Here is a 22,970-nt window from a genome sequence, read left to right as displayed (position 1 = left end):
CTATATACCTACAACATCATCAATAGGGAGGCGTGCGTTTTTATGACCAAGCCAGATAGGCCAAAAATGGCCGCACGCTCAGGGAACTCGCTCTTAGCCACTGATCCAGTAGCTGAAGCGCAAAGGCTCCACACGTTTCTTACCCCTACGGTGACCGCTGCTGGACTTTTCCTAGAAGAAGTCAAGGTGCACTTTGCTGGCACCCACCGCACCGTTTCGGTAATTGTTGATTTGCCCGAAGACGAAAGTGGCGGTGTGGGCCTGGACGCCATCTCCGCGGTATCACGGATGCTCTCCGAAGCAATGGACACAGACCCCAATGACGACGGTAAGCCGTTCGATCTGGAAATTTCCTCCCCTGGAGCCACCCGGCCATTGACCGAGCCCCGACACTGGCGCCGTGCCTTGGGCCGCATGGTCAAGGTCAACGCCTCCGACCGGGAGAACTTCATGGGTAGGGTTCTGGATGTGGATGAGGAAGGTGTGCTCTTCAAGCCCGAACTTCCGGTGAAAAAGGGTATGAAACCCAAACAGGGCGAGCCGGAAAAGCTGTTGTTTTCCGTTATTCGCCGTGGTGTTGTGGAACTAGAATTTGCTCGCCTGGATGAGGCTGAGCTGGACTTGGAATTTGAACCGACTGGCGGCAACGCTGTCGATGGAGAGGGAAGCTGACTATGGACATAGATATGAGTGCGCTGCGGGAACTGGAGCGCCAAAGGGAAATTCCCCTGGATCTACTGATCCCCACCATTGAACAGGCGCTCTTGATGGCCTACCACAAGTCACCGGGCTGCCACGAGATGGCCCGCGCCGAGATTGACCGCAAGAGCGGGCATGTCACCATTTGGGCTGCAGAGCTCGACGACGATGGTGCGGCTGTTGGTGAATTCGAAGATACCCCCAAGGGCTTTGGCCGTATCGCTGCCAGCACCGCACGCCAGGTCATTCTGCAGCGCTTGCGCGATGCAGAAGATGACAACGTTGTGGGTGAATACCGTGGCAAGGAGGGTGAGCTTGTTGCCGGCCAGATCCAGCAGGGTAACAACCCCAACATGATCCAGATCGATCTGGGTGCTGTTGAAGGTGTGCTTCCTCCGAACGAGCAGGTTCCCGGCGAAGACTACCGCCACGGAAACCGCATCCGCACCTTTGTCGTTGAGGTGCACCGCGGAACCAAGGGTCCGGCCATCACCTTGTCCCGTTCACACCCGGGCCTGGTGCGCAAGCTCTTCGAAATGGAAGTTCCTGAGATTGCCGACGGTACGGTAGAAATCGTCGCCTTGGCTCGTGAAGCTGGCCACCGCACCAAGATTGCCGTGCAGGCCAACAAGGCTGGCGTCAACGCCAAGGGTTCGTGCATTGGTGAAATGGGTTCGCGCGTGCGTGCAGTCATGACCGAGCTCCACGACGAAAAGATCGACATTGTTGATTTCAACGAGGATCCGGCCACTTTCATCGCCAATTCACTCTCCCCTTCGAAGGTGATTTCTGTCACGATCGTTGATGAGGCTGCGCGCTCGGCGCGGGTCGTTGTCCCTGATTATCAGCTGTCTTTGGCTATTGGTAAGGAAGGGCAGAACGCGCGCCTTGCTGCCAAGCTGACCGGATGGCGCATTGACATTGTCTCTGATGCCGCAGCGGTTTAGGTAAGCAGTCACGCTGCGCGGTAGAATATCTAGAGCCGGGCCTGATTTGGCCCTGGTACTCAAAGAGCATGAAGGCACAGCAGAATTGGTTAAGAAAGCAGTAGCAGCGCAAAGCGAGGCAACTGAGGCCAAGAATGCTGTGCGGACGTGTATTGGGTGCCGGGGAACGTCAGACCGGATCCAGCTGGTGCGTTTGGTCAGATCTACCAGTGCTTCTGGTGAAACGGAAGCGTTGGTTGATGTTGCACGTCGCATGCCGGGGCGGGGAGCATGGCTGCACCCCAACCCTGACTGTTGGAAACTAGCGATCAAACGCCGCGCCGTTGGCAGGGCCCTTCCGGGGGTTACAAAACTGTCCGACGTCGAAGTGTTCGCACAAAAGAATTTGCCACTTTCGGCAGAGTAAGTACATACGAACCAATTGTCCCTTTTGTGAAAGCGGGTCAGAAAACCGATGGAAACCCGATGAGTACCCAGCGATGAGTGCCCAAAAATGAGCAATTTCATATGCTCTCACGCCGCCCGTTCCGACATGGAACGGCGCAGTAAGAATTAAGCGGTTCGTACCTGTCCGGTGCGGGCCGAGACAGGAGAAATGTGGCCAAGGCCCGCGTACACGAGCTTGCAAAAGAGCTCGGCATCACCTCGAAAGAAGCAGTAAGTAAGCTTCAGGAAATGGGCGAATTTGTTCGCTCAGCTTCCTCCACCATTGAGGCCCCCGTCGTGAGGAAACTTCGCGACGCATTCCCGTCTGCAGCCAAGCCTGCCGACGCTGCGCCCGCTGCAGCAGCCCCTGCTGGCGTTGCGCCCGCAGCTGCCAAGGAAGCAGTAGCACCGAAGGCAGCCGCTGCGGCTCCCTCGGCTGCGCCCGCTGTTCCTGGCCCGAAGGCTGTTCCGGGTCCCAAGGCGGCTCCGGGTCCCAAGCCCGGCGCCAAGGAAACCGCTCCGGCTGCGCCTGCTGAAGCAGCTCCGGCCGCTCCCGCTGCATCCGCCCCGGCTCCTGCTGCCCCCGCAGCTCCGGCTGCCCCTGCGGCGCCGGCCGCCAAGGCAGCAACCCCGGGAGCCCCGCGCCCCGGCAACAACCCGTTTGCCACCTCCCAGGGCATGCCCCGCTCCGGTGCACGCAACGAACGCCCGGATAACCGTGGTGGCGATAGCCGCGCACCCCGCCCCGCTGGTTCGGGTGCACCGCGCCCTGCTGGTGCGGGTGCTTCCCGTCCCGGCAACAACCCGTTCGCACCCTCACAGGGCATGCCCCGTCCGGGTGCACCCCGCAGCGCCGAAGCTGGTGCCGCAGGTCCCCGCCCAGGTGGGCCCCGTCCGCCGGCTGGCGCACCCCGTCCGGGCGCTCCGCGTCCGGCAGGTGCTCCGGGCGCCGGTGGTCCCCGTCCGGGCGCTCCGCGTCCGGGTGGTCCCCGTCCCACACCTGGCATGATGCCTAACCGCACCGAGCGCCCTGCTGCGCCCGGCCGCGGCAACGACCGTCCCGGTGCTCCGGGACGTGGCCGTCCAGGTGCTCCCGGCGCAACGCCGGGTGCAGCTCCGGGCGGAGCTCCCGCCGGTGGTGGCTTTGGTAAGGGCGGTCGCGGTCGCGGCGGCACCCAGGGCGCCTTCGGTAAGGGCGGCGCAGGCCGTGGCAAGCAGCGCAAGTCCAAGCGTGCCAAGCGCCAAGAGCTGGAGCAGATGAGCGCTCCTTCACTCGGCGGCGTCAGCGTACCCCGCGGTAATGGGGAAACAGTGGTGCGTTTGCGCCGCGGTTCCTCCATCACCGACTTCGCTGACAAGATTGAGGCCAACCCGGCCGCACTTGTAACGGTTCTGTTCCACCTTGGTGAAATGGCTACCGCTACGCAGTCACTGGATGAAGACACCTTCGCACTGTTGGGTACCGAGCTGGGCTACAAGGTTCAGGTTGTGTCCCCCGAGGATGAAGAGCGCGAACTGCTGAGCAGCTTCGACATTGACTTCGAAGCTGAGCTTGAAGCTGAAGGCGACGACGATCTTGAGGTTCGTCCTCCCGTTGTCACCGTCATGGGTCACGTTGATCACGGTAAGACCCGTCTGCTGGATGCCATTCGCAAATCTGACGTTGTTGCCGACGAGCACGGTGGCATCACCCAGCACATCGGTGCTTACCAGGTTGTCCACGAGCACGAAGGTAATGAACGCAAGATCACCTTCATTGACACCCCCGGACATGAGGCGTTCACCGCCATGCGTGCCCGTGGTGCCAAGGTCACTGACATCGCCATCTTGGTGGTTGCAGCTGACGACGGCGTCATGCCTCAGACAATTGAAGCGCTCAACCACGCACAGGCCGCTAACGTGCCGATCGTGGTAGCCGTGAACAAGATCGACAAGGACTCAGCCAACCCGGAGAAGATCCGTGGCCAGCTGACCGAGTACGGCCTGGTTCCGGAAGAATACGGTGGCGACACCATGTTCGTTGATGTCTCAGCACGCAACGGGATCAACATTGACGAGCTTCTTGAAGCCGTCCTGTTGACCGCAGATGCTGCCCTGGACATGCGCGCCAACCCGAACAAGGATGCCCGAGGCATCGCCATCGAAGCGAACCTGGACAAGGGCCGCGGTTCCGTGGCTACTGTCCTGGTCCAGTCCGGTACCTTGCACGTCGGTGACATCATTGTTGCCGGCACCGCACACGGCCGTGTTCGTGCCATGTTTGACGAGAATGGCGATACCATCTCCGAGGCCGGCCCGTCACGTCCGGTTCAGGTACTGGGTCTGTCCAACGTTCCCCGCGCCGGCGATACCTTCTTCGTTACAGGGGACGAGCGTACGGCCCGTCAGATCGCTGAAAAGCGTGAAGCAGCAGACCGTAACGCGGCACTGGCCAAGCGCCGCAAGCGCGTCAGCTTGGAAGACTTCGATCAGGCCGTTGCTGATGGCAAGGTTGCCAACCTTAACCTCATCCTCAAGGGTGACGTTTCCGGTGCTGTTGAAGCACTGGAAGATTCGTTGCTCAAGATCGATGTCGGTGACAGCGTTGCGCTGCGCGTCATCCACCGCGGTGTGGGTGCCATTACGCAAAATGACGTCAACCTGGCAACAGTGGATAACGCGATCATCATCGGCTTCAACGTCAAGCCGGCAGAGCGTGTTGCCGAACTGGCTGACCGTGAAGGCGTGGACATGCGCTTCTACTCGGTCATCTACGGCGCCATCGATGACATTGAGCTCGCTCTCAAGGGCATGCTCAAGCCCGAGTACGAGGAAGTTGAACTGGGTACCGCGGAAATCCGTGAAGTATTCCGCTCCTCCAAGCACGGAAACATCGCAGGCTCGATCGTACGCAGCGGCATCATCCGCCGTAACACGAAGGCACGCGTACTCCGTGACGGCAAGATCATTGGTGATAACCTCACCGTTGACTCGCTCAAGCGCTTCAAGGATGACGCAACCGAAGTCCGTACCGACTTCGAGTGTGGTATTGGTTTGGGATCGTTCAACGATCTGCAGGCCGAGGACATCATCCAGACGTTCGAAATGCGCGAGAAGCCCCGCGTATAACGTTGCATAACCGGCTGGGCGTCCCTGAGGGCGCCCAGCCGGTTTTGTATTCCCTACGATGGTCAGTGACCGTCGACAGTTTTTCCATCATGAAGGAGAGCATCATGGCTGATTCAGCCCGCGCGTCCAAGCTGGCGCAGCGTATCAAGGTTGTGGTGGCCGAGGGCCTTCGCTCCAAGGTCAAGGATCCGCGCGTCGAGGGCATCACTGTCACCGATGCACGCGTCACCAACGACCTGCAGCACGCAACCATTTACTACACGGTTTTTGGTGACGAGACTGCCAGTTCCGAGGCCAAAATTGGTTTGGAGCGTGCCAAGGGCGTGCTGCGTGCCGAAGTTGGTAAGAACATCACGGTGCGCCTGACACCCACCCTCGAATTCATTGCCGATAAAATCCCGGAGAATGCCTCCAACTTGGAAGCCCTTCTTCGGGTAGCCAAAGAGCGTGATGCTGCGTTGGCGCAAATCTCCGCTAATGCGCAGTTCGCTGGTGAAGCGGATCCGTACAAGAAGCCTGAGGAAGACGAAGACGCCTAGTCCCGTTCTCCTTAGTTGGATCCTTTGATTCAAGCACGACGGCGGCCGGTCACCTTTTGAGGGGACCGGCCGCCGTCGTACTGCGTTAAGTGGCGGACGTGAGGAATTTGTGTAGAAGAAATTAGCGCAGGCCATCATGGCGGGGATGATGGTAGTGAGCTTTTTCGTTTCTGATGACGCTGACACCGTTTCCCATCACTTGGGATACGTACGCAGTGTTGTTGCTGTCCACGGCAATCACGCTGGCGTCAATGGTGATGGCTTCGGCCGGGAGTACGCCTCACCCAACTGCTCCAGATAGGGTGTCTGCGCCAGGCAAGCGGCCCTGGCATCCCGCACACCGTAAACGGTTTTCCCGTCAGGGTTGTGGCTGACTTCAAAGAAGCTCAAGTCGGCAAGCTGGACACTGTTCCCGCGCCCTTGGGAGGCAACCTTCCGAACGGGTGAGGGTTGATGGTGGCCGTGAGGAGCCAGAGCAGGCCCACCGGTCACGGTCAGGGCACAGGCGCATGCGGCTGTGATGGCCACAATTCTTCACCTCATATTTTTTCCCTGACAAATCTCCTGTGCTGAAGGACGGGGAATAATCGCAAAAGTTGGTTTCCCTAGGAAAGCAGTGAGCGTGAAAGTCAGCGGGTTCCAACATGCCTGCCTTCTCGGGCGAATAGGATCTTGCCCCCAGAACCATCGTTTGGCGTAGCTCAGGGGATCACTGGGGACCGCGCCTGAGTTAGGCAATCCTAAGCCCTGTGCTCTGACATGGGCAGGAACTAAAAGAGGCCAGTACAAATCCTCACAAGCGTTAAACAACAACGGGCACCCCCGCCAGGGAGGTACCCGCTGTTTGAAACTAGTTGCTATTTGCCCCAGATGACGGGCTTGTCGCGGTACGGGTTGTCCGAGTAGTTCTCATAGTTGAAGGAAGAATCAGAGTAGCTGGCTGCCGTTACAGCGTCGCCACCGGGAGCCAAAAAGACACTGCAGCTGGTTTTGGTGGACCCCACAACATAGCTGAAAGCATCGCCGTCGCCCTCTGTCTTGAAGGAACCGGACTTGCAATTGCCCAACGTGCCGAAAACGATTAGTTTCTGGGCTTTGGAACCATCCTTGAGGTGACCGTCCAAGTAAGCGTCGGACATGCCCGCTGTCGGCTTGGAAAGTGATGTCAACGTTGACTCGTAGAACACGTAGTAGGGAGTTTGACCGGCAAACTTGGCTGAATCTTCTAGCTTGGCCAGATCCGCCGGGTCGCCAGCAACAATCTTGGTGACAGTGGTGTCGAAGGTCGCTTCCTTGTACTTATCAGTACCCTGTTCACCGCTGTTGCTGTGCGTCTTTGCCACGTCACCAATCTTCAAATTGGTCCCGGCAGGAGTCAGCTTGCCGTTAGCAGCCGCCGGAGCGGAGGCTTCCTTGGTGGCTGATGGCTCCACTTCCGAACTGCCCCGATCTGAGTCTGAACCATCCGCTGCGCTCTCCGTGGACTGTGCGGTGGCACTTTTCTGCATGGGGATCGGCGTGGGAACGTCCTTGGTCCCTCCCATGCAACCGGTCATGCCCATCATCAAAGCAGCGCCCAAACCCAAGGTTGTTATTGAACGTTTGTACATGCTGGACATTTGCTTGGCCATGATTCTCCGTCTGAAGGGTTAACGCATCTTTAGTAACGCATCTTTAGTAATAGAACGAGCCTAGCCACTGTGACATGGCACGCGCGATGGGGACAACTCACCATGGGGGAGTAGAACCGATATACTTCAAAGCGTGCTTTCTGGACTGGTAATTGTAGACAAACCGCAGGGATGGACCAGCCACGATGTGGTTGGCCGGATGCGAAGGCTCGCAGGGACCCGGAAAGTCGGGCATGCGGGCACCTTAGACCCTATGGCTACGGGAGTTTTGGTGGTTGGCGTCAATAAGGCCACCCGCTTGCTGACGTACATTGTTGGGACCTCCAAAACCTATGAGGCCACCATCCGCCTGGGCGTTGCCACCGTGACCGACGATGCCGAAGGTGAGGTTACTCACACCACCTCCGCCCAAGACGTCACAGAGCAAGCAATCGAGGCGGGCATTGCGGCGTTGCGAGGGCCCATTGAACAGGTTCCCAGTAGCGTCAGTGCCATCAAGGTCAATGGAGAGCGTGCCTACGCCCGGGTACGCGCTGGCGAAGACGTCAAGCTGGCTGCCCGCCCTGTCACCATCCACGAATTTAGAATCCTGGACATCCGCCGCGGCACCACAGATGCGCCCGGCCTGGACATTACGCACGAGCCGCGCAGCGTCAGCTGGGTTGACGTGGATGTTACCGTTAGCTGTTCCTCAGGAACCTACATCAGGGCGCTGGCCCGGGATCTGGGCAATGGGCTGGGAGTGGGCGGCCACTTAACAGCGCTTCGACGCAGCGCCGTGGGGCCGTACAGCTTGGAGCAGGCACGTACGCTAGAAGAGTTGGCAGAGGATCTGCAGATCCTGGACATTGCCGACGCCGCCCGGGCCCTCATGGCCGTCCGTGAACTCACTGCTGAAGAAGCCATTGAATTATCCTTTGGCCGGCGCATCCTCGCCAGCTCCCACGGAAACCACACCGTGGCCGCACCGGCAGCCGCCTTCGCCCCTGACGGAACCTTGGTGGCCTTGTTATCCGACGCCGGTAAATACGCCAAGCCTGTTCTGGTCTTCCCACCAGACCCGCCAGCACCTGCCCCAGCGGCAGCGACGGACCCGGAGCCGGGCAAATGACCCTTGATGGCTGGATCATTGCCGGCATGGTGGTGGGAATAGCTTCAACTGTTGTCTGCCTTGTTGCGGCGATTATGAAGAAAAAGCCCAACGATGTCACTCTGCTGTCTTTAGCCGCCGTGGAACTTTTCATTGTGGTCTATGCCATTGCCTCAGGTGTGCGCCTCCTCGGCGCCGAATCACTGGCCGGTGAGGCGTGGGAATTCTGGGGCTATATGTTTACCGCGGCCATGCTTCCGGTGGCCGGTTTCTATTGGGCCATGATGGAACGCACCCATTGGTCCAACTACGTTATGAGCGCCGTGGGCATCACAGTGGTTGTCATGCTGGCCCGCATGGCACAAATTTGGTACGGCATGGCAACGCCCGTCTCAGCATTGCAACCAGGAATTGGATTATGAAAACCAGCAACACAGCGAATACCGGCGACTCCTCCACCGACAGCACCCCGCACGGACGCACCGCGGGGGCTGGGCGGCTACTCATCACTGTTTACGCAGTGTTCGCCATCTCCGCCACGGCCCGTGCCGGGTTCCAGATTGCCACCGCGTTTGCTGATGCGCCCGTGGCCTACCTACTCTCCGCCTTTGCCGCCGTGGTGTACATTGTGGCCACGGTGGCCTTGGCCAAGCCCGGTGCTGGTTGGGCCAAGGTGGCCAGTGCGGCCATCTGCGTGGAACTTGTGGGCGTACTGGTGGTGGGTGCGCTGAGCGTGTTTGATCCGGCCGCGTTCCCGCACGCTACCGTGTGGAGCATGTTCGGTAAGGGTTATGGGTACATTCCGCTCCTGCTGCCGATCATTGGACTGATCTGGCTGTACCGCCACCGCGACGAGAAGTGAGCGAACCGGCGCCCACCCATCCTGTCCTGCCAGTCAATCCTGTCCTGGGTGACGGGAGGACCACGCTGCGTCGTCTGAGAGTGGATGATGCCGTGGCCTTCGCAGCGCTCAACCGGGACCCCCTGAACGTCACATGGACGGGTTCGCAGGCTGATATGAGTGTGCGCCAAGCTGCCGTGATGATCACCGGATCCATTGATTCCGGGTGGGAAACAGGGCACTATCTGCGCTTTGCTATCACGGAGAAACTCGACGGCGTTGACACTCTCGTGGGTACCCTCAGCCTGCAAGAAGTTTTCTCAACCGCCGGAGGCGGATCAGCCAGTGTGGGCATCAAAATGCTCCCCAGTGGACGTGGTACCGGCTGTGCACCCCGGGCCATCACGCTACTGTGTGGCTTTGCCTTTGGAAATTTGGGTCTGGAAATTCTGCACTGGCGCACCACCTCTGGGAACGAGGCCAGTAGTGAACTAGCCCGGCGCACCGGCTTTGTTCACGCCGCCCGCATTCCCGGGTACGGGCGTCTCGCCGGGAGGGTGGCCGATGGCGAGCTGTTCTACCAACGCCGCGAACAATTCCAAAACGATGCTGCGCCTGCTCCTGAGGAACCCGCCACGCTTGAGCCCGAGTTGCCCGAGCTGCCTGAACTGCTGGGCAGGGTTGCTGCAGCGCCGATTCTTGGCGCCGGAACCATATTGTTGCGGCCCTTGACCATGGCTGATGCGCCGCAACTGGTGGAAAACTGCCGGGATGCCGAGGCTGTCCGCTGGACTACCGTGCCTCTGGAGTATTCCATGGCGGACGCCGAGCATTTCATCAATACGCTGGTCCCGGAGGGGTGGCAGGGCGGGGAAACTCTCACCTTTGCCGCCGTGGACCCTGTGAGCGATGCGCTGTTAGGCGTGGTGGATTTACAATGCAAGGTCCCGGGGGTTGCCTCCGTCGGCATTAACTTTGGTCCGCATGCCCGCGGCACTGGCGCCGCACAGGCTGCCGTTGCGCTCTTGTTGGACTACGCCTTTGATCAACTCAACCTCGCTTATCTGCATTGGCATGTGCTGGCCCCTAACTGGGCCAGCCGGAAGCTTGCCTGGAAGCTCGGCTTCCACTTTGACGGGCAAATCCGTGGGGACTACTGCGATCGCGGAACCCCCAAGGATAGGTGGGTGCTCTCACTGGCCGCAGCTGATGAGCGTTCACCGCAAGAGCCATGGACCGGCCCGGACGCAATCAACAGGTAATCTTGGACAGGGCTGTGCAAACGCCCAAGAACATTGCCCGAGAATGAGCCACCAGGGCGAGCAACTAAGTGGATGAGGAAATGTAGTGCAGATTTGGAATTCTCTGGCAGAAGTTCCCCCGGCGTTTGGCCCTACCGTGGTCACGTTGGGCAACTTTGACGGGCTCCACAAGGGTCACCAGGAAGTCCTTGCCCAGGTGCGTGCCGAGGCTGCCTCCCGTCACGGCGCAGCGGTGGCATTGACCTTTGACCCGCATCCGGCACTGGTCCACCGCCCTGAATCGGCTCCAGAGCAGATCATGGGCCTGGCTGACAAGCTCAGAGCCATGGAAGCTCTGGGCCTGGACGGGGTACTGGTGATGCCCTACAACCTCGAATTTGCCGCCCAAAGCCCCGAAGAGTTTGTGCGCAGCGTGTTCGTGGAAACCCTCGGGGCTGTCGCCGTGGTGGTGGGCCAGGATGTCCGTTTTGGGCGGGGCAACGCCGGTGACCTCAGTACCATGGTGAGTTTAGGCGCAGACCTGGGGTTCGACGTCGTGGTGGTCAATGAGGAAGGCCATGACCGGCGCTGGTCCTCCACTTGGGTCCGGGAGGCACTTCAGCAAGGCGATGTCAGCACAGCCTTGAGCGTCCTTGGCCGCGCCCACACCATGAGCGGGGAAGTGGTTCATGGCGCCGCGCGCGGGCGTGAACTGGGATTCCCCACCGCAAACCTTTCACCCGATGCGTGCGGGATCATCCCCTCCGACGGTGTTTATGCCGGCTGGATGACCGACGGCGCCGGGCACCGCTGGCCGGCAGCCATCTCCGTGGGCTCCAACCCCACCTTTATAGGTGTTAGCCGCCAGGTTGAGGCCTACGTTATAGACAGGCCCGAAGAGCCCGTGGAGGCTTTCAATCTCTACGGTCAGCATGTGGTGGTTGAGTTTGTGCAGCGGCTGCGCGGGATGGTGGCGTACACCGGTCCGGAGGCTCTCATTGAGCAGATGCATCAAGACGTGAGCCAGGCACGGGACATCCTCGCCTGAGTGTTTGATCACCTTGCTTCGACATTGGTGCCTCTTCTGCACTAAACTGAAAGATGGAATCCGGCTGCAGTCCGTGGTGGCTGGAATTTCCTGTGTTTGGCCCAGCATTTGTGTTGGACGCAGGTATTTGTTCACGGCACATTTATAGGAGTTACTTGTGGCATTAGACGCCGCTGTAAAGCAAGAAATCATGCAGGCTTTCGCAACTAGCGAAGGCGACACTGGTTCACCTGAGGTTCAGGTTGCAATGCTCTCACGTCGTATCACCGACCTGACCGAGCACCTGAAGATGCACAAGCACGATCACCACACCCGCCGCGGTCTGATGCTCCTGGTTGGTCGCCGTCGTCGCTTGCTCGGTTACCTCAAGGACACCGACATCACCCGCTACCGTACGCTCATCGAGCGCCTCGGCCTGCGCCGCTAGTCTGCGATACAAGGCGGCCCTCCCATGCCAAGACGCTTGCGTCAACGGCGCGGGAAGGCCGCCTTTCACAGTGTTTGATCAGCTCACAACGTGGGCAACGCTCACACAGTGAAAAACGGGCCAGCCGTTAGCGCACCGGCCCGCAGCATTAGAAGCCCCTATATTTTCAAGGCACTTAAGAGACGCATTCACGCATTCGCGGTCCTCGGTAGTGGCCTCCGGGAAGAAACCTTCAGCGTTTCATGCCCGTGGGCCTCGATCGAAGACCGGGTGTTGTACAGAGAGCCACAGCAGTATCCGGTGGTGTCCTGGGAAGAACGCGGCACAGTTCCTTGGCAGGGGTTCATTAGGTTCATCTACCCAGGAAATGGAGGTGACTCTCACATGGAGGGTCCCGAGATTCAGTATTCAGAAGCCGTTATTGACAACGGCCGCTACGGCAAGCGCGTTATCCGCTTTGAAACCGGACGCCTTGCCCAGCAGGCAGCAGGTGCTGCCATGGTCTACATTGACGAAGACACCGTACTGCTGTCAGCCACCACGGCCGGCAAGCACCCGCGTGAAGGCTTTGACTTCTTCCCGCTGACAGTTGATGTGGAAGAGCGCATGTACGCTGCCGGGCGCATCCCGGGCAGCTTCTTCCGCCGTGAAGGCCGCCCCTCAACGGAAGCCATCCTGGCCTGCCGTCTGATGGACCGCCCGCTGCGCCCGGCCTTCGTCAAGGGCCTGCGCAACGAAGTTCAGATTGTTGTGACTGTTCTGGCAATCAACCCGGACGTGCTCTACGACGTGGTGGCTATCAACGCCTCCTCCATGTCAACGCAGCTTTCCGGCCTGCCGTTCTCCGGCCCCATCGGCGGCGTTCGCGTTGCCTTGATCGACGACGGTGAAGGCCCCCAGTGGGTTGCCTTCCCGAAGCACTCCGAGCTGGAAAACGCCGTGTTCAACATGGTTGTGGCCGGCAAGGTCAGCGGTGATGACGTTGCCATCATGATGGTGGAAGCAGAAGCTACCGACAACTCCTGGAAGCTCATCAAGGAACAGGGCCACCAGGCTCCTACCGAAGAGGTTGTTTCCCAGGGTCTGGAAGCTGCCAAGCCGTTCATCAAGGCACTGTGTGATGCACAGGCAGATTTGGCCGCACGCGCAGCCAAGCCCACCGTTGAATTCCCCGTATTCCTGGACTTCCAGGATGACGTCTACAACGCCGTTGAGGCTGCTGCCGGCACCAAGCTTGCCACCGTGTTCTCCATTGCCGACAAGCAGGAACGCGACAACGCCTCCGACGCTTTGAAGGACGCCACCCTGGCCGCCCTGGCTGGCGATTTCGAAGGCCGCGAGAAGGAACTCTCAGCTGCTTTCCGTGCGGTCACCAAGCACGTCATCCGCCAGCGCATCCTCACCGAGCAGATCCGCATTGACGGCCGTGGCCTGACGGACATCCGCCAGCTCACTGCTGAAGTTGAAGTTCTGCCCCGCGTGCACGGTTCCGCTATCTTCGAACGCGGCGAGACCCAGATCCTGGGTGTCACCACGCTTAACATGCTCAAGATGGAACAGCAGATTGATTCGTTGTCCCCGGTAACGCGCAAGCGCTACATGCACAACTACAACTTCCCGCCGTACTCCACCGGTGAAACCGGCCGCGTGGGCTCGCCCAAGCGCCGCGAAATCGGTCACGGTGCCCTGGCTGAGCGCGCTCTCATGCCGGTTCTTCCTTCCCGCGAAGAGTTCCCTTACGCCATCCGCCAGGTCTCCGAGGCGCTGAGCTCCAACGGCTCAACCTCCATGGGCTCGGTTTGTGCATCGACTCTCTCGCTGCTCAACGCCGGTGTGCCGTTGAAGGCACCTGTTGCAGGTATCGCCATGGGCTTGGTCTCTGACCAGGTTGACGGCCAGACCCGCTACGCAGCCCTGACCGATATCCTGGGCGCCGAAGATGCTTTCGGCGACATGGACTTCAAGGTTGCCGGTACCGCAGAGTTCGTCACGGCTATCCAGCTGGACACCAAGCTCGACGGCATCCCGGCCTCCGTTTTGGCTGCCGCACTGAAGCAGGCCCGCGAAGCACGCCTGCACATCCTGTCCGTTCTGACCAGCGCCATTGACGTCCCGGACGAGCTCTCCGAGTTCGCGCCCCGCGTCATCGCGGTCAAGATCCCCGTTGATAAGATCGGCGAGGTCATTGGGCCCAAGGGCAAGATGATCAACCAGATCCAGGAAGATACCGGCGCTGACATCTCCATTGAAGATGACGGCACGGTATACATCGGTGCAACGAACGGTCCCTCAGCGGACGCCGCTCGTTCAGCGATCAACGCCATTGCCAACCCTCAGATTCCTGAGATTGGCGAGCGTTACCTGGGCACAGTTGTCAAGACCACCACGTTCGGTGCGTTCATATCGCTCACACCGGGCAAGGATGGTCTGTTGCACATCTCCGAACTGCGCAAGCTGGCCGATGGCAAGCGCGTGGACAACGTAGATGACGTAGTGTCCGTAGGCCAGAAGATTCAGGTGGAAATCACCAAGATCGATGACCGCGGCAAGCTCTCACTCTCACCGGTTGTTGCCGGCGAAGACGACGCCGTTGAAGAAGCAGCTACCGAAGGTGCTGCTGAATAATTCATGGCTATTACCCTTTTGCCGCTTCTTAGCGCTGCTGACGGCCACGCCGGCAATGACTCCACCATAATTTCCGGACAGGCCGGAGGCGCCGTGGTGCGCCGCTCGGTCCTGCCTGGAGGGGTGCGGGTCCTGACGGAGTCCATGCCAGGACAGCGCAGTGCGACAATCGGGTTCTGGGTTGGTGTTGGCTCTCGGGATGAATCCGAGGGCCAACACGGCTCCACCCATTTCCTTGAACACCTACTGTTCAAGGGCACCAAACGCCGTACGGCCCTTGAGATTGCCTCCGCCTTTGACGAGGTGGGTGGTGAATCCAACGCCGCGACGGCCAAGGAAAGCACCTGCTACTACGCACGTGTGCTGGACACCGACCTGCCCATGGCTATTGATGTCATTGCTGACATGGTCACCTCAGCCGTGATTGATCCGAATGAGCTGGAGCAGGAACGCGACGTCATTTTGGAAGAAATCGCTATGGATGGCGATGATCCCACTGACGTTGCCCATGAAAAATTTGTTGCGGCGGTCATGGGCGAGCATGCCCTGGGCCGCCCCATCGGCGGAACCCCGGAAGTCATCAAGGCAGTTCCCCGCGAGTCCGTCTGGGAGCATTACCAGAAGCACTACCGGCCCGAAACACTTGTCATCACCGCCGCAGGCGGCCTCGATCATGATGTGGTTTGCACACTCGTGCTGGACGCTTTGCGCACGGCCGGCTGGTCCTTGGACGAGGGAGTTGTCCCCGTGCCGCGGCGAGCCAGCGATCCCACCTCCATCACCGGCACCGCAGGTTTGCTGGTGGTCAACCGCCAGGTAGAACAAGCCAACATCATCTTGGGCTGCCCGTCACTGCGGGCAACGGACCCGCGCCGCTTCGTTATGAGCGTGCTGAATTCAATTCTGGGCGGCGGCATGTCATCACGCCTGTTCCAGGAGATTCGGGAAAAGCGCGGACTGGTCTACTCCACCTATTCCTTTGCCTCCTCCTATGCCGACGCCGGATACTTCGGCATGTACGCAGGCTGCGCGCCAGCCAAGGTTGGCCAGGTTATTGGCTTGTTGGAAGCCGAGTTGGAGAAGCTGGCCGAACACGGCGTTTCCGACGAGGAGCTGCGCAAGGCCCTGGGTCAGCTCTCCGGAGGCATTGTGCTGGCGTTAGAAGACAGCGGCTCACGCATGTCAAGGCTGGGGCGTGCCGAGCTGGTCACGGGAGAGTACTTCGACATTGACGAGTCCCTCTCTCGCGTCCGCCAGGTGACTGCCGCCGAGGTGCAGGATCTGGCACGTGAACTGGCTGCCGCCCCGCGCACCATCACCGTGGTAGGACCCTTCGAGGAAAACGAAACCTTCGGCCTAGCGCTTTAGTACTTCGGCCCAGCCCGCTCGATTTCTGATGTGAGGTTGAAACGGCGCGGGCCGAGGTGTTCAGCCGCCGGAAACGATCCAGAAGGAGCCGTAGGCACGGCACCCATCGGGTATTTTCCAGTCCTGGGCAATGCCTTGGGCCTGGCCTCCTGCGAGGTTCACCGTGTCGCCGGCGACAGCCTTGTCCGTAGCGCTCAACGCCCCGCTGAAGGTGAGGGTGCCGCCTGACCAGGCTGCTGTATCCTCGGCGAAGACAGGAACCACCGCTTCACCGGCCGCCGAGTCCACGAATGTGCAACCGTCCTCATGGCGCAGTACGCCTGTCAGCAACGCTGAATCACCTTCTGTGCTAGTGGTGGCGGGACGCATGGCAAGGGTGGAGCTCTCGCCACCTGGGGCGCACGCTGCGAGCGTCCCTGTCACCATCAACACACCAATAACCGCCACCGTCCGCACTGAAGCGCGTAATGAATGCATGGCGCCAAGCTATCAGATGGCGAGTTTATCCTCCAGCAAACGGCGGGAGTACGTCCACCACATCGCCCGGGGAGAGCTGGCGGGATAGGTCCCGGGTGGAAACCTCGTTGACCAGGAAGCTGCACCGGGTCAGGACCTCCGCCAGTGGGGGAGTGTGGCCTGAAGCAGAGACAGGGAAGCTGTCCACGAGGAAAACGGAGAGGTCAGCGAGTGTGAAAGGTGCGGCGCCGGCACCGAAGGCGAGGTCTAACCGCTGCTCTTCAACACCCGTGGCTGCTGCGGCTGCAGCAAAGAATCGAATGTGCATGGCTCATCCTCCAATGGCACTCATGCTGCGGTCCGGTTGGACAAAGTCGGCATCGCCGAGTCCGGGATGTCCCATGCCGTGAGCTTTCGGTTTGGCCCACATGGCGTCCTGCCAGCGGGCGGCGACGGCGTCGTCGTCGTCCTCGGAATCCCCGGCGCGCAAGAGCTCAAGTAGGTCCACCTCGGTGCGGGAGAACAGGCAGCTCATGACCTTGCCCTCAGCGGTGATGCGGGTGCGGCGGCAGTCAGCGCAGAACGGTTCGGTGACGGAGGCAATGATGCCCACCGTACCTAGTAACTGGGAAGTGCCGGCGTGGCGGACCTCGAAGCGCTCAGCGGGCGCACCGTCGCGGGCGCGCGGATCGGGGGAGAGCTCGAAGTCGGTGGCGAGCAGAGCGCGGATTTCCTCGGCGGTGATCATGCCTTCGCGGGTCCAGCCGTGATCGGCATCCAAGGGCATTTGCTCAATAAAACGCAGTTCATAACCGCGGTCCAGGCTCCATTGAAGCAGTTCCCCCGCAGTGGTGTCATTAATGCCGCGCAGCAGGACAGCGTTGATTTTGATGGGCTTCAAACCGGCCGCCGCAGCTGCCTCAATGCCGGCCTTGACCTGGTCCAGGAATGGGCGCCGGGTCAGTTCAAGGAAGGCATCGTGTTGAATCGTGTCCATGGAAACATTCAGGCGTGTCAGCCCTGCGTCCGCCAGGGCCTGAGCCTTTTTGGCTAGTCCCACACCATTGGTGGTCAGCGAAATGGGCAGTTCTGGGTGGTTGCGGCGAAGCGCTGCAATGATTTCGACGAGGTCTGCGCGTACCAGCGGCTCGCCGCCGGTGAGTCGCAGCTCGCGCACGCCAAGACGGTTCACGCCCAAACCCACGAGCCGAACGATCTCTTCAGCGGTGAGCAGCTTGTCCTTTTTTAGCCAATCCAATCCGGCCTCGGGCATGCAGTACTGGCAGCGCAAATTACATTTGTCGGTCAGTGACAGCCGCATATCTGTTGCCACCCGGCCAAATTGATCCAGCAAGCCGGTCTCCGTACCGCCAAGGCGGGGGGCACCAGATTCTTCGGAGCCGGGGCGCACTTCCGGCATGCCCAGTGACACAGCTTGAGTATCCATGGTTCAACGCTACGCCATTATTGGCTTTCCAGCGCACCCATCGGCTTATAACAGCGAGCGCGGGGCCCTAAGGCGCCTGGATCGCCGTGTTGAACCTCGCGAAGGCCGCGCCCACCTAGGATAAGTGAAGAGAGCGCCGCCGGGCGCACAGCGGAAGGAAACCATGCGCAGAACTGTGGCCGAACATCAGCAGAGCGTTGAGCAGCTTTTACGGCAGTGCTTCTCGGAGCTGCCCGCGTCGGTGCAGAACGACGCCGGAACGCCCGTCCGGTTGGACCGTGCGGTGGGGCGGGTGCTCGTGGCCGATCTTGTGGCCCCCCTTGACCTTCCGCCGTTCGCCAACTCCCAAATGGATGGCTACGCGATCCATACCGGGATTGAACAACCTATAAGTGTTGATAATGGCGAATCAACCATTTACGGTATTGCTCCGGTCATTGCTGCAGGCGCGGTTCCGGCCCCGCTGGCCCCCGGTATGGCCGCTCCGATCATGACGGGGGCGCCCATCCCGGCGGGTGCCAATGCCGTGGTGCCCATTGAGATGGCGGATCCCAACCGCTTTGGTGCGGGGGACACGGTCCGCTTGCCGGCTGCCGCGGCAGGGCGATTTGTCCGGGCGCAGGGCTCTGACGTACAGCGCGGAAGTGTTGTCATTACGGCGGGAACCGTGCTGAACGCGGCGCACATGGGCCTCGCTTCGGCGTTAGGCCTCACTGAGCTGACGGTCCGGCGCCCGCTCCGCGCTTTGTTACTGACCACGGGGGATGAGGTACTGACACCGGGGGATCCTGCCGCGGCCCAAGGATTGCCGGCGGGAATGATCTACGACGCCAATCAGGCGCTGTTGCGTGCCTGCCTAGAGGAAGCCCGGATCGAGGTGCTAACAGCCACCACGGTACGTGATGACCCCGCCGAATTGCTGGCGCTTCTGGCCGCTCATACCCGGCCACCTGCCAACGCCACCAACACCACCGGCGCAACTGAGGCCACCGACTCAACTGGGGACGCCGACGCCGGGTCCCCGCCAGCATGCGATCTCATCATTTCCGTGGGCGGCATCAGCGCCGGTGCCTTTGAAGTGGTCAAACAGGCCCTGGGTACGGCAGCGGACGCTGCCGTGGAATTCGTCTCGGTGTCCATGCAGCCAGGGGGACCTCAGGCGGCGGGCACCTTCCGGGGCATCCCTTTCCTCGGCTTTCCCGGGAACCCTGTCAGCGCCTTCGTCTCATTTGAGATGTTCCTGCGCCCGGCCTTGACTGCTCTGTTGGGAGCGCCCGTGCCACGTCAACGGGTGGTGGCCGTCCTGGAACACGCTATGACCTCACCCTTAGGCAAGCACCAGGTCCGGCGCGGAATTTACTCTGGTCCTGAGTTTGAATCTGCCCCGTCAGTGCGTGAAGTAGGGGCAGAGTCCTCCCACCTGCTGGGGGCCCTGGCGCAAGCCAATGCCCTGATCCAGCTCCCAGCCGGAGCCACTGAATTACAGGCCGGCGCAAAAGTGGAAGTATGGCTCTTGTGACTAATTCAGATTCTCCTTCTCTCACCCACTTGCGCCAGGATGGCACGGCAGCCATGGTGGATGTCTCCGCCAAGGCCGTGACCACCCGCGAGGCCACCGCCACCGGAACCGTCACCACCACCGCAGAGGTCATGAAACTGCTCGGCTCCGGTGGACTGCCCAAGGGCGACGCCTTGGCCGTGGCACGGGTGGCTGGGATCATGGGCGCCAAAAAGACCCCGGAGCTGGTGCCGCTGTGCCACCCGCTGCCCATCTCCAAGGTCACTGTGGACTTTGACCTCGGGGCCACCACCGTCACCATCTTTGCCACCGTGAAAACACGCGGCGTGACAGGGGTTGAGATGGAAGCCCTGACCGCCGTTTCAGTGGCTGCCTTGAGTGTTTATGACATGATCAAGGCCGTGGACAAGCATGCTGTTATCTCCGGTATCCAGGTCCTGGCCAAGAGTGGCGGCAAAAGCGGAGACTGGAGCGTTGAGCTCCCGGCCGCTCCCACTGTGCCCTCAGAAGGAGCCACGGCATGAGCGCCTGCGAGCCCGGCACCTCCTTGGGGAGCGCCGCCGTCGTGATCGCCTCTACCCGGGCGGCACTGGGCGTCTATGAGGATAAAACCGGCCCCATCATCACTGATTGGCTGCGCGAGCATGGCTTTGACACCCAGCCGCCCGTCATCGTCCCGGACGGTGCGCCCGTGGGAGCGGCGTTGCGGGCCGTGCTGAACCAGCATCCTGCTCTCATTATCACCAGCGGGGGAACGGGTCTGAGCCCCACCGACGAAACTCCGGAGATGACGTTGCCCCTGCTGGAGCGCCAGATTCCCGGGATCATGGAGGCCATCCGTGCCGCCGGGCTGGCTAAAACCCCCATGGCAGCGCTGAGCCGCGGCCACGCCGGAACCGCCGGGAACACCGTGATTGTGAACCTGCCAGGTTCCCCGTCCGGTGTCATGGACGGGCTGGCCGTGCTGGATCCCATCATCATCCATCTTTGTGAGCAAGTAGGCGGACGCCATGGGCATTAATATCCATACCATTTACGCAGGCCTCAGCGCCGAACCGATCTCCGTAGATGCCGCCATCGCCGCCGTTGAATCTGACACCGCCGGGGCCGTAGTGACCTTTAGCGGCGTGGTCCGCAACCACGACGGCGGCCGTCAGGTTGCGCGGCTAAGCTACACCGCGCATCCACTCGCCCAGGGCGTACTGGAGAAAATTGTGGAATCCTTTTCCGAGGGGACACAGGACCCCAGTGGACACCCCGTGCGGATGTGGGTGGCGCACCGCGTAGGCCCGCTGGAAATCGGAGAGCCAGCGCTGGTGTGCGCCGTGGCCTCCTCACACCGGCGCGAATCCTTTGAACTCTGCTCGGTGCTCGTGGAGCGAATCAAGGCCGAGGTACCTATCTGGAAGGAACAATTCTTCACCGACGGCACTGCCGAATGGGTGGGTGCAGGGGCGGTGCCGGACCTGGAACAGGGCTTCGCGGAAAACCAGTAGGCTTAAACCCATGAGTGAAATGCTGAAGGTGGCCGTACTCGGCTCCAAAGGACGAATGGGAACGGCTGCTGTTGGCGCCATTGACGCCGCCGCGGACATGGAGTTGGTTGCCGCGCTGGGCCGCAACGATTCGCTGGAGGGGCTCCTGGAACACGGCGCCCAGGTGGTGGTGGATTTGACGGTCCCTGATTCCACCGTGGCCAACGTGCGGTTCGCCGTCGAACATGGCATCCACGCCGTGGTGGGCACCACCGGCTGGGACACCGAGCGCGTGGCTGCACTGGAGTCACTGCTGGCACAGCACCCCGAAACCGGTGTTCTGATTGCCCCCAATTTTGCGCTGGGCTCCGTCCTGGCCACCCACTTCGCCGCGAAGGCCGCCAAGTACTTCGACTCAGTGGAAATCATTGAGTTGCACCACCCGCGCAAAGTTGATGCCCCCTCCGGTACGGCCCTGCGCACAGCACAACTCGTTGCCGCGGCCCGCCGTGAGGCCGGTGTGGCGCCCGCCCCGGACGCCACTGAAACCGAGCTCGACGGCGCACGCGGAGCCTGCGTGGACGGCGTCCCCGTGCACAGCGTCCGCCTGGCCGGGCTCGTGGCCCACCAGGAAGTGCTGTTCGGCAGCCACGGCGAGGGCCTGACCATCCGCCACGACTCCTACAACCACGAATCCTTCATGCCCGGGGTGCTACTGGGTGTGCGCACTGTGGGCGCCCGCCCCGGACTCACGGTGGGCCTTGACGGCTACCTTGACCTAGAAGGCTAGGACCGTGGCACAGGGCGCAAATTCCACCGCAAAGGCTGCAAAAGTGAAAATCACGAAGACTAAAATTTGGGTGGCGCTCATTGCGCTGCTGCTGGTGTTTTACATGGTCATCATGTTGCAGCGGGCCGTGCTGCTGATGGGTGATCCTGATTGGATTGCGAAGCTGCTGGGCGTGGCCTACCTGGTCATCCCCTTTGTGGCTGCCTGGGCTCTGGTCAACGAGATTCTCTTCGGTGCGCGGACCGAGAAGATGGCCAGCATCCTCGAAGCCGAAGGCGGCCTGCCCGAAGACAATCTGCCACGCACCCCAGCTGGCCGGATCGTTCGCGAAGCTGCCGACGCCGAGTTTGAAAAGTACAAGCTCGAAGCCGAAGGCGCACCGGCGGACTGGCGTTCCTGGTTCCGGCTCTCCTGCGCGTACGATGCCGCCGGTGACCGTAAGCGTGCCCGCCAGTCAATGCGGGACGCCATCGCCTTGTTCAAAAAGGCCTGAACCGTGCCATTGGCATGCAACCCGCAGGATGGAACCGAGATTTCCTGGGACTCCGTGGGGGAGGGGCCGGCGCTGCTGCTGGTCCACGGCAGCGCCCTGAGCAGGGCGATCTGGCGCGGTTTCGGCTACACCAAGGCATTCCGCGAGCAGTACCGCGTCATCACCATGGACCTGCGCGGGCACGGCCGCAGTGGCAAGCCCACGCGGCCCTCCGACTACGCCATGGCCACGCTCGTAGCCGATGCGCTGGCTGTCCTGGATGCTGCTGGTGTGCAGCAGGCACACTTTGGTGGCTACTCGGTGGGGGCCCGGCTTGGCTTTTCCCTGGCGGTGGCCGAGCCCGGCAGGTTGCTCTCACTGACGTCCCTGGGTGGCACCTACCGGATCCAACCTGGAACCATCGGGGAACTTTTCTTTCCCGAGTATGACGCCGCTCTCAGGGAAGGCGGCATGCCCTCCTTTGTTGAGGGGTGGGAGGCCCGCATGGGCGGGACCCTGGATCCCCAGACCCGTGCCGCGTTCCTGGCGAACCACGGCGCCTCGCTGCGGGCTTATTTTGCGCAGACGGAGGCCGATCCCGCAATTCCCGACTCCGATATGGCAGCCATCACCGTCCCAGCCCTGCTCATGGCGGGCTCCAGGGACAGCGGCAGGGTGGCGGATTCCCAACGTGCCGCGGAGCTCATGCCCCATGCCCGTTTTGTGGAACTCCCCGGACGCAGCCACGGTTCCACGCTGGTGCCGCCGGGCCCGGTGTTGGCCCACTGGCTGCCTTTTCTGGAGTCCGTGTAGGCACCATA

At 61.1% G+C, this 22,970-nt stretch carries 25 protein-coding genes; 21 read left to right on the top strand and 4 right to left on the bottom strand.

The window, feature by feature from the left end; genetic code table 11:
• Positions 1-42 precede the first annotated feature (42 nt).
• From rimP to RY113_RS11750, 6 genes are all read left to right on the top strand, one after another.
• Positions 43-672, top strand: a complete 630-nt coding sequence (gene rimP, locus RY113_RS11775) for a ribosome maturation factor RimP (RefSeq protein ID WP_245931986.1) — start codon at positions 43-45, stop codon at positions 670-672.
• A 2-nt stretch (positions 673-674) separates the two neighbouring features.
• Entirely contained in the window at positions 675-1,646 is a 972-nt protein-coding gene (nusA, locus tag RY113_RS11770; RefSeq protein WP_110104376.1) for a transcription termination factor NusA, read from the top strand.
• A gap of 139 nt (positions 1,647-1,785) precedes the next feature.
• Complete coding sequence (locus RY113_RS11765) at positions 1,786-2,052, top strand: YlxR family protein (RefSeq protein WP_281268033.1); 267 nt, start codon at positions 1,786-1,788, stop codon at positions 2,050-2,052.
• Positions 2,053-2,243: 191 nt separating this feature from the next.
• Positions 2,244-5,180: a translation initiation factor IF-2 gene (gene infB / locus RY113_RS11760; RefSeq protein WP_110104374.1), complete on the top strand. Its 2,937-nt coding sequence runs from the start codon at positions 2,244-2,246 to the stop codon at positions 5,178-5,180.
• A gap of 104 nt (positions 5,181-5,284) precedes the next feature.
• The gene (rbfA, locus tag RY113_RS11755) at positions 5,285-5,719 is read left to right on the top strand and encodes a 30S ribosome-binding factor RbfA (RefSeq protein ID WP_110104373.1); all 435 of its coding nucleotides are present in this window, start codon (positions 5,285-5,287) and stop codon (positions 5,717-5,719) included.
• A gap of 154 nt (positions 5,720-5,873) precedes the next feature.
• A complete protein-coding gene (locus RY113_RS11750) occupies positions 5,874-6,020 on the top strand; it encodes a hypothetical protein (protein WP_315914721.1) in 147 nt (48 codons plus the stop codon).
• A 556-nt stretch (positions 6,021-6,576) separates the two neighbouring features.
• On the opposite strand, the gene RY113_RS11745 is transcribed toward RY113_RS11750, so the two are convergent.
• Positions 6,577-7,350 (bottom strand): hypothetical protein, encoded by a 774-nt coding sequence (locus RY113_RS11745; RefSeq protein ID WP_110104371.1) that lies wholly within the window; start codon positions 7,348-7,350, stop codon positions 6,577-6,579.
• Between the two features lie 133 nt (positions 7,351-7,483).
• Between RY113_RS11745 and truB the strand changes: the two genes are divergently transcribed.
• From truB to RY113_RS11705, 8 genes are all read left to right on the top strand, one after another.
• Positions 7,484-8,461, top strand: coding sequence for a tRNA pseudouridine(55) synthase TruB (gene truB, locus RY113_RS11740; protein WP_110104370.1), 978 nt, complete (start codon positions 7,484-7,486; stop codon positions 8,459-8,461).
• Entirely contained in the window at positions 8,458-8,862 is a 405-nt protein-coding gene (locus RY113_RS11735) for a hypothetical protein (RefSeq protein WP_110104369.1), read from the top strand. The genes truB and RY113_RS11735 overlap by 4 nt, the downstream gene beginning before the upstream one ends.
• The gene (locus RY113_RS11730; RefSeq protein ID WP_315914717.1) at positions 8,859-9,302 is read left to right on the top strand and encodes a hypothetical protein; all 444 of its coding nucleotides are present in this window, start codon (positions 8,859-8,861) and stop codon (positions 9,300-9,302) included. The genes RY113_RS11735 and RY113_RS11730 overlap by 4 nt, the downstream gene beginning before the upstream one ends.
• A complete protein-coding gene (locus RY113_RS11725; RefSeq protein WP_315914716.1) occupies positions 9,299-10,543 on the top strand; it encodes a GNAT family protein in 1,245 nt (414 codons plus the stop codon). The genes RY113_RS11730 and RY113_RS11725 overlap by 4 nt, the downstream gene beginning before the upstream one ends.
• A gap of 85 nt (positions 10,544-10,628) precedes the next feature.
• Positions 10,629-11,570, top strand: coding sequence for a bifunctional riboflavin kinase/FAD synthetase (locus RY113_RS11720; protein WP_110104366.1), 942 nt, complete (start codon positions 10,629-10,631; stop codon positions 11,568-11,570).
• 157 nt (positions 11,571-11,727) lie between these two features.
• Positions 11,728-11,997 carry a 30S ribosomal protein S15 gene (gene rpsO, locus RY113_RS11715; protein WP_110104365.1) on the top strand — a complete coding sequence of 90 codons (270 nt, stop codon included), beginning with the start codon at positions 11,728-11,730 and terminating at the stop codon, positions 11,995-11,997.
• Positions 11,998-12,381: 384 nt separating this feature from the next.
• Positions 12,382-14,622 (top strand): polyribonucleotide nucleotidyltransferase, encoded by a 2,241-nt coding sequence (locus RY113_RS11710; RefSeq protein ID WP_315914715.1) that lies wholly within the window; start codon positions 12,382-12,384, stop codon positions 14,620-14,622.
• A 3-nt stretch (positions 14,623-14,625) separates the two neighbouring features.
• Positions 14,626-15,990: a pitrilysin family protein gene (locus RY113_RS11705; RefSeq protein ID WP_315914714.1), complete on the top strand. Its 1,365-nt coding sequence runs from the start codon at positions 14,626-14,628 to the stop codon at positions 15,988-15,990.
• Positions 15,991-16,050: 60 nt separating this feature from the next.
• On the opposite strand, the gene RY113_RS11700 is transcribed toward RY113_RS11705, so the two are convergent.
• The 3 genes from RY113_RS11700 to moaA are packed head-to-tail and all read right to left on the bottom strand — an operon-like array spanning position 16,051 to position 17,866.
• A complete protein-coding gene (locus RY113_RS11700) occupies positions 16,051-16,467 on the bottom strand; it encodes a hypothetical protein (protein WP_315914713.1) in 417 nt (138 codons plus the stop codon).
• Between the two features lie 25 nt (positions 16,468-16,492).
• A complete protein-coding gene (locus RY113_RS11695; protein WP_110104361.1) occupies positions 16,493-16,774 on the bottom strand; it encodes a MoaD/ThiS family protein in 282 nt (93 codons plus the stop codon).
• A gap of 3 nt (positions 16,775-16,777) precedes the next feature.
• A complete protein-coding gene (moaA, locus tag RY113_RS11690) occupies positions 16,778-17,866 on the bottom strand; it encodes a GTP 3',8-cyclase MoaA (RefSeq protein ID WP_110104889.1) in 1,089 nt (362 codons plus the stop codon).
• A 190-nt stretch (positions 17,867-18,056) separates the two neighbouring features.
• Between moaA and RY113_RS11685 the strand changes: the two genes are divergently transcribed.
• The 7 genes from RY113_RS11685 to RY113_RS11655 all read left to right on the top strand — a co-directional run bounded on the left by RY113_RS11685 (position 18,057) and on the right by RY113_RS11655 (position 22,962).
• Positions 18,057-19,412, top strand: coding sequence for a molybdopterin molybdotransferase MoeA (locus tag RY113_RS11685; RefSeq protein WP_315914712.1), 1,356 nt, complete (start codon positions 18,057-18,059; stop codon positions 19,410-19,412).
• Positions 19,400-19,936, top strand: a complete 537-nt coding sequence (gene moaC, locus RY113_RS11680) for a cyclic pyranopterin monophosphate synthase MoaC (protein ID WP_110104359.1) — start codon at positions 19,400-19,402, stop codon at positions 19,934-19,936. The genes RY113_RS11685 and moaC overlap by 13 nt, the downstream gene beginning before the upstream one ends.
• Entirely contained in the window at positions 19,933-20,433 is a 501-nt protein-coding gene (locus tag RY113_RS11675; protein WP_315914709.1) for a MogA/MoaB family molybdenum cofactor biosynthesis protein, read from the top strand. The genes moaC and RY113_RS11675 overlap by 4 nt, the downstream gene beginning before the upstream one ends.
• Positions 20,423-20,908, top strand: a complete 486-nt coding sequence (locus RY113_RS11670) for a molybdenum cofactor biosynthesis protein MoaE (RefSeq protein ID WP_315914708.1) — start codon at positions 20,423-20,425, stop codon at positions 20,906-20,908. The genes RY113_RS11675 and RY113_RS11670 overlap by 11 nt, the downstream gene beginning before the upstream one ends.
• A gap of 10 nt (positions 20,909-20,918) precedes the next feature.
• Positions 20,919-21,677, top strand: a complete 759-nt coding sequence (gene dapB / locus RY113_RS11665; RefSeq protein ID WP_315914707.1) for a 4-hydroxy-tetrahydrodipicolinate reductase — start codon at positions 20,919-20,921, stop codon at positions 21,675-21,677.
• 103 nt (positions 21,678-21,780) lie between these two features.
• On the top strand, positions 21,781-22,170 hold the full coding sequence (locus tag RY113_RS11660; protein WP_218868133.1) for a hypothetical protein: 390 nt from the start codon (positions 21,781-21,783) through the stop codon (positions 22,168-22,170).
• Positions 22,171-22,173: 3 nt separating this feature from the next.
• The gene (locus tag RY113_RS11655) at positions 22,174-22,962 is read left to right on the top strand and encodes an alpha/beta hydrolase (protein ID WP_315914706.1); all 789 of its coding nucleotides are present in this window, start codon (positions 22,174-22,176) and stop codon (positions 22,960-22,962) included.
• Positions 22,963-22,970 lie beyond the last annotated feature (8 nt).

Origin of the sequence: Arthrobacter sp. lap29, assembly GCF_032458965.1 — a bacterium.
Classification (GTDB): Bacteria; Actinomycetota; Actinomycetes; order Actinomycetales; family Micrococcaceae; genus Specibacter; species Specibacter psychrochitiniphilus.
This window is presented reverse-complemented; position numbering and strand designations above follow the sequence as displayed.

Excerpts from the sequence above, each read along its gene's own strand:
- rimP (WP_245931986.1), top strand. The coding sequence starts at position 43 with ATGACCAAGCCAGATAGGCCAAAAATGGCCGCACGCTCAGGGAACTCG.
- nusA (WP_110104376.1), top strand. The coding sequence starts at position 675 with ATGGACATAGATATGAGTGCGCTGCGGGAACTGGAGCGCCAAAGGGAA.
- rbfA (WP_110104373.1), top strand. The coding sequence starts at position 5,285 with ATGGCTGATTCAGCCCGCGCGTCCAAGCTGGCGCAGCGTATCAAGGTT.
- RY113_RS11745 (WP_110104371.1), bottom strand. The coding sequence starts at position 7,350 with ATGGCCAAGCAAATGTCCAGCATGTACAAACGTTCAATAACAACCTTG.
- RY113_RS11735 (WP_110104369.1), top strand. The coding sequence starts at position 8,458 with ATGACCCTTGATGGCTGGATCATTGCCGGCATGGTGGTGGGAATAGCT.
- RY113_RS11730 (WP_315914717.1), top strand. The coding sequence starts at position 8,859 with ATGAAAACCAGCAACACAGCGAATACCGGCGACTCCTCCACCGACAGC.
- RY113_RS11710 (WP_315914715.1), top strand. The coding sequence starts at position 12,382 with ATGGAGGGTCCCGAGATTCAGTATTCAGAAGCCGTTATTGACAACGGC.
- RY113_RS11705 (WP_315914714.1), top strand. The coding sequence starts at position 14,626 with ATGGCTATTACCCTTTTGCCGCTTCTTAGCGCTGCTGACGGCCACGCC.
- RY113_RS11700 (WP_315914713.1), bottom strand. The coding sequence starts at position 16,467 with ATGCATTCATTACGCGCTTCAGTGCGGACGGTGGCGGTTATTGGTGTG.
- RY113_RS11695 (WP_110104361.1), bottom strand. The coding sequence starts at position 16,774 with ATGCACATTCGATTCTTTGCTGCAGCCGCAGCAGCCACGGGTGTTGAA.
- moaA (WP_110104889.1), bottom strand. The coding sequence starts at position 17,866 with ATGCCGGAAGTGCGCCCCGGCTCCGAAGAATCTGGTGCCCCCCGCCTT.
- RY113_RS11685 (WP_315914712.1), top strand. The coding sequence starts at position 18,057 with ATGCGCAGAACTGTGGCCGAACATCAGCAGAGCGTTGAGCAGCTTTTA.
- moaC (WP_110104359.1), top strand. The coding sequence starts at position 19,400 with ATGGCTCTTGTGACTAATTCAGATTCTCCTTCTCTCACCCACTTGCGC.
- RY113_RS11675 (WP_315914709.1), top strand. The coding sequence starts at position 19,933 with ATGAGCGCCTGCGAGCCCGGCACCTCCTTGGGGAGCGCCGCCGTCGTG.
- RY113_RS11670 (WP_315914708.1), top strand. The coding sequence starts at position 20,423 with ATGGGCATTAATATCCATACCATTTACGCAGGCCTCAGCGCCGAACCG.
- dapB (WP_315914707.1), top strand. The coding sequence starts at position 20,919 with ATGAGTGAAATGCTGAAGGTGGCCGTACTCGGCTCCAAAGGACGAATG.
- RY113_RS11660 (WP_218868133.1), top strand. The coding sequence starts at position 21,781 with ATGGTCATCATGTTGCAGCGGGCCGTGCTGCTGATGGGTGATCCTGAT.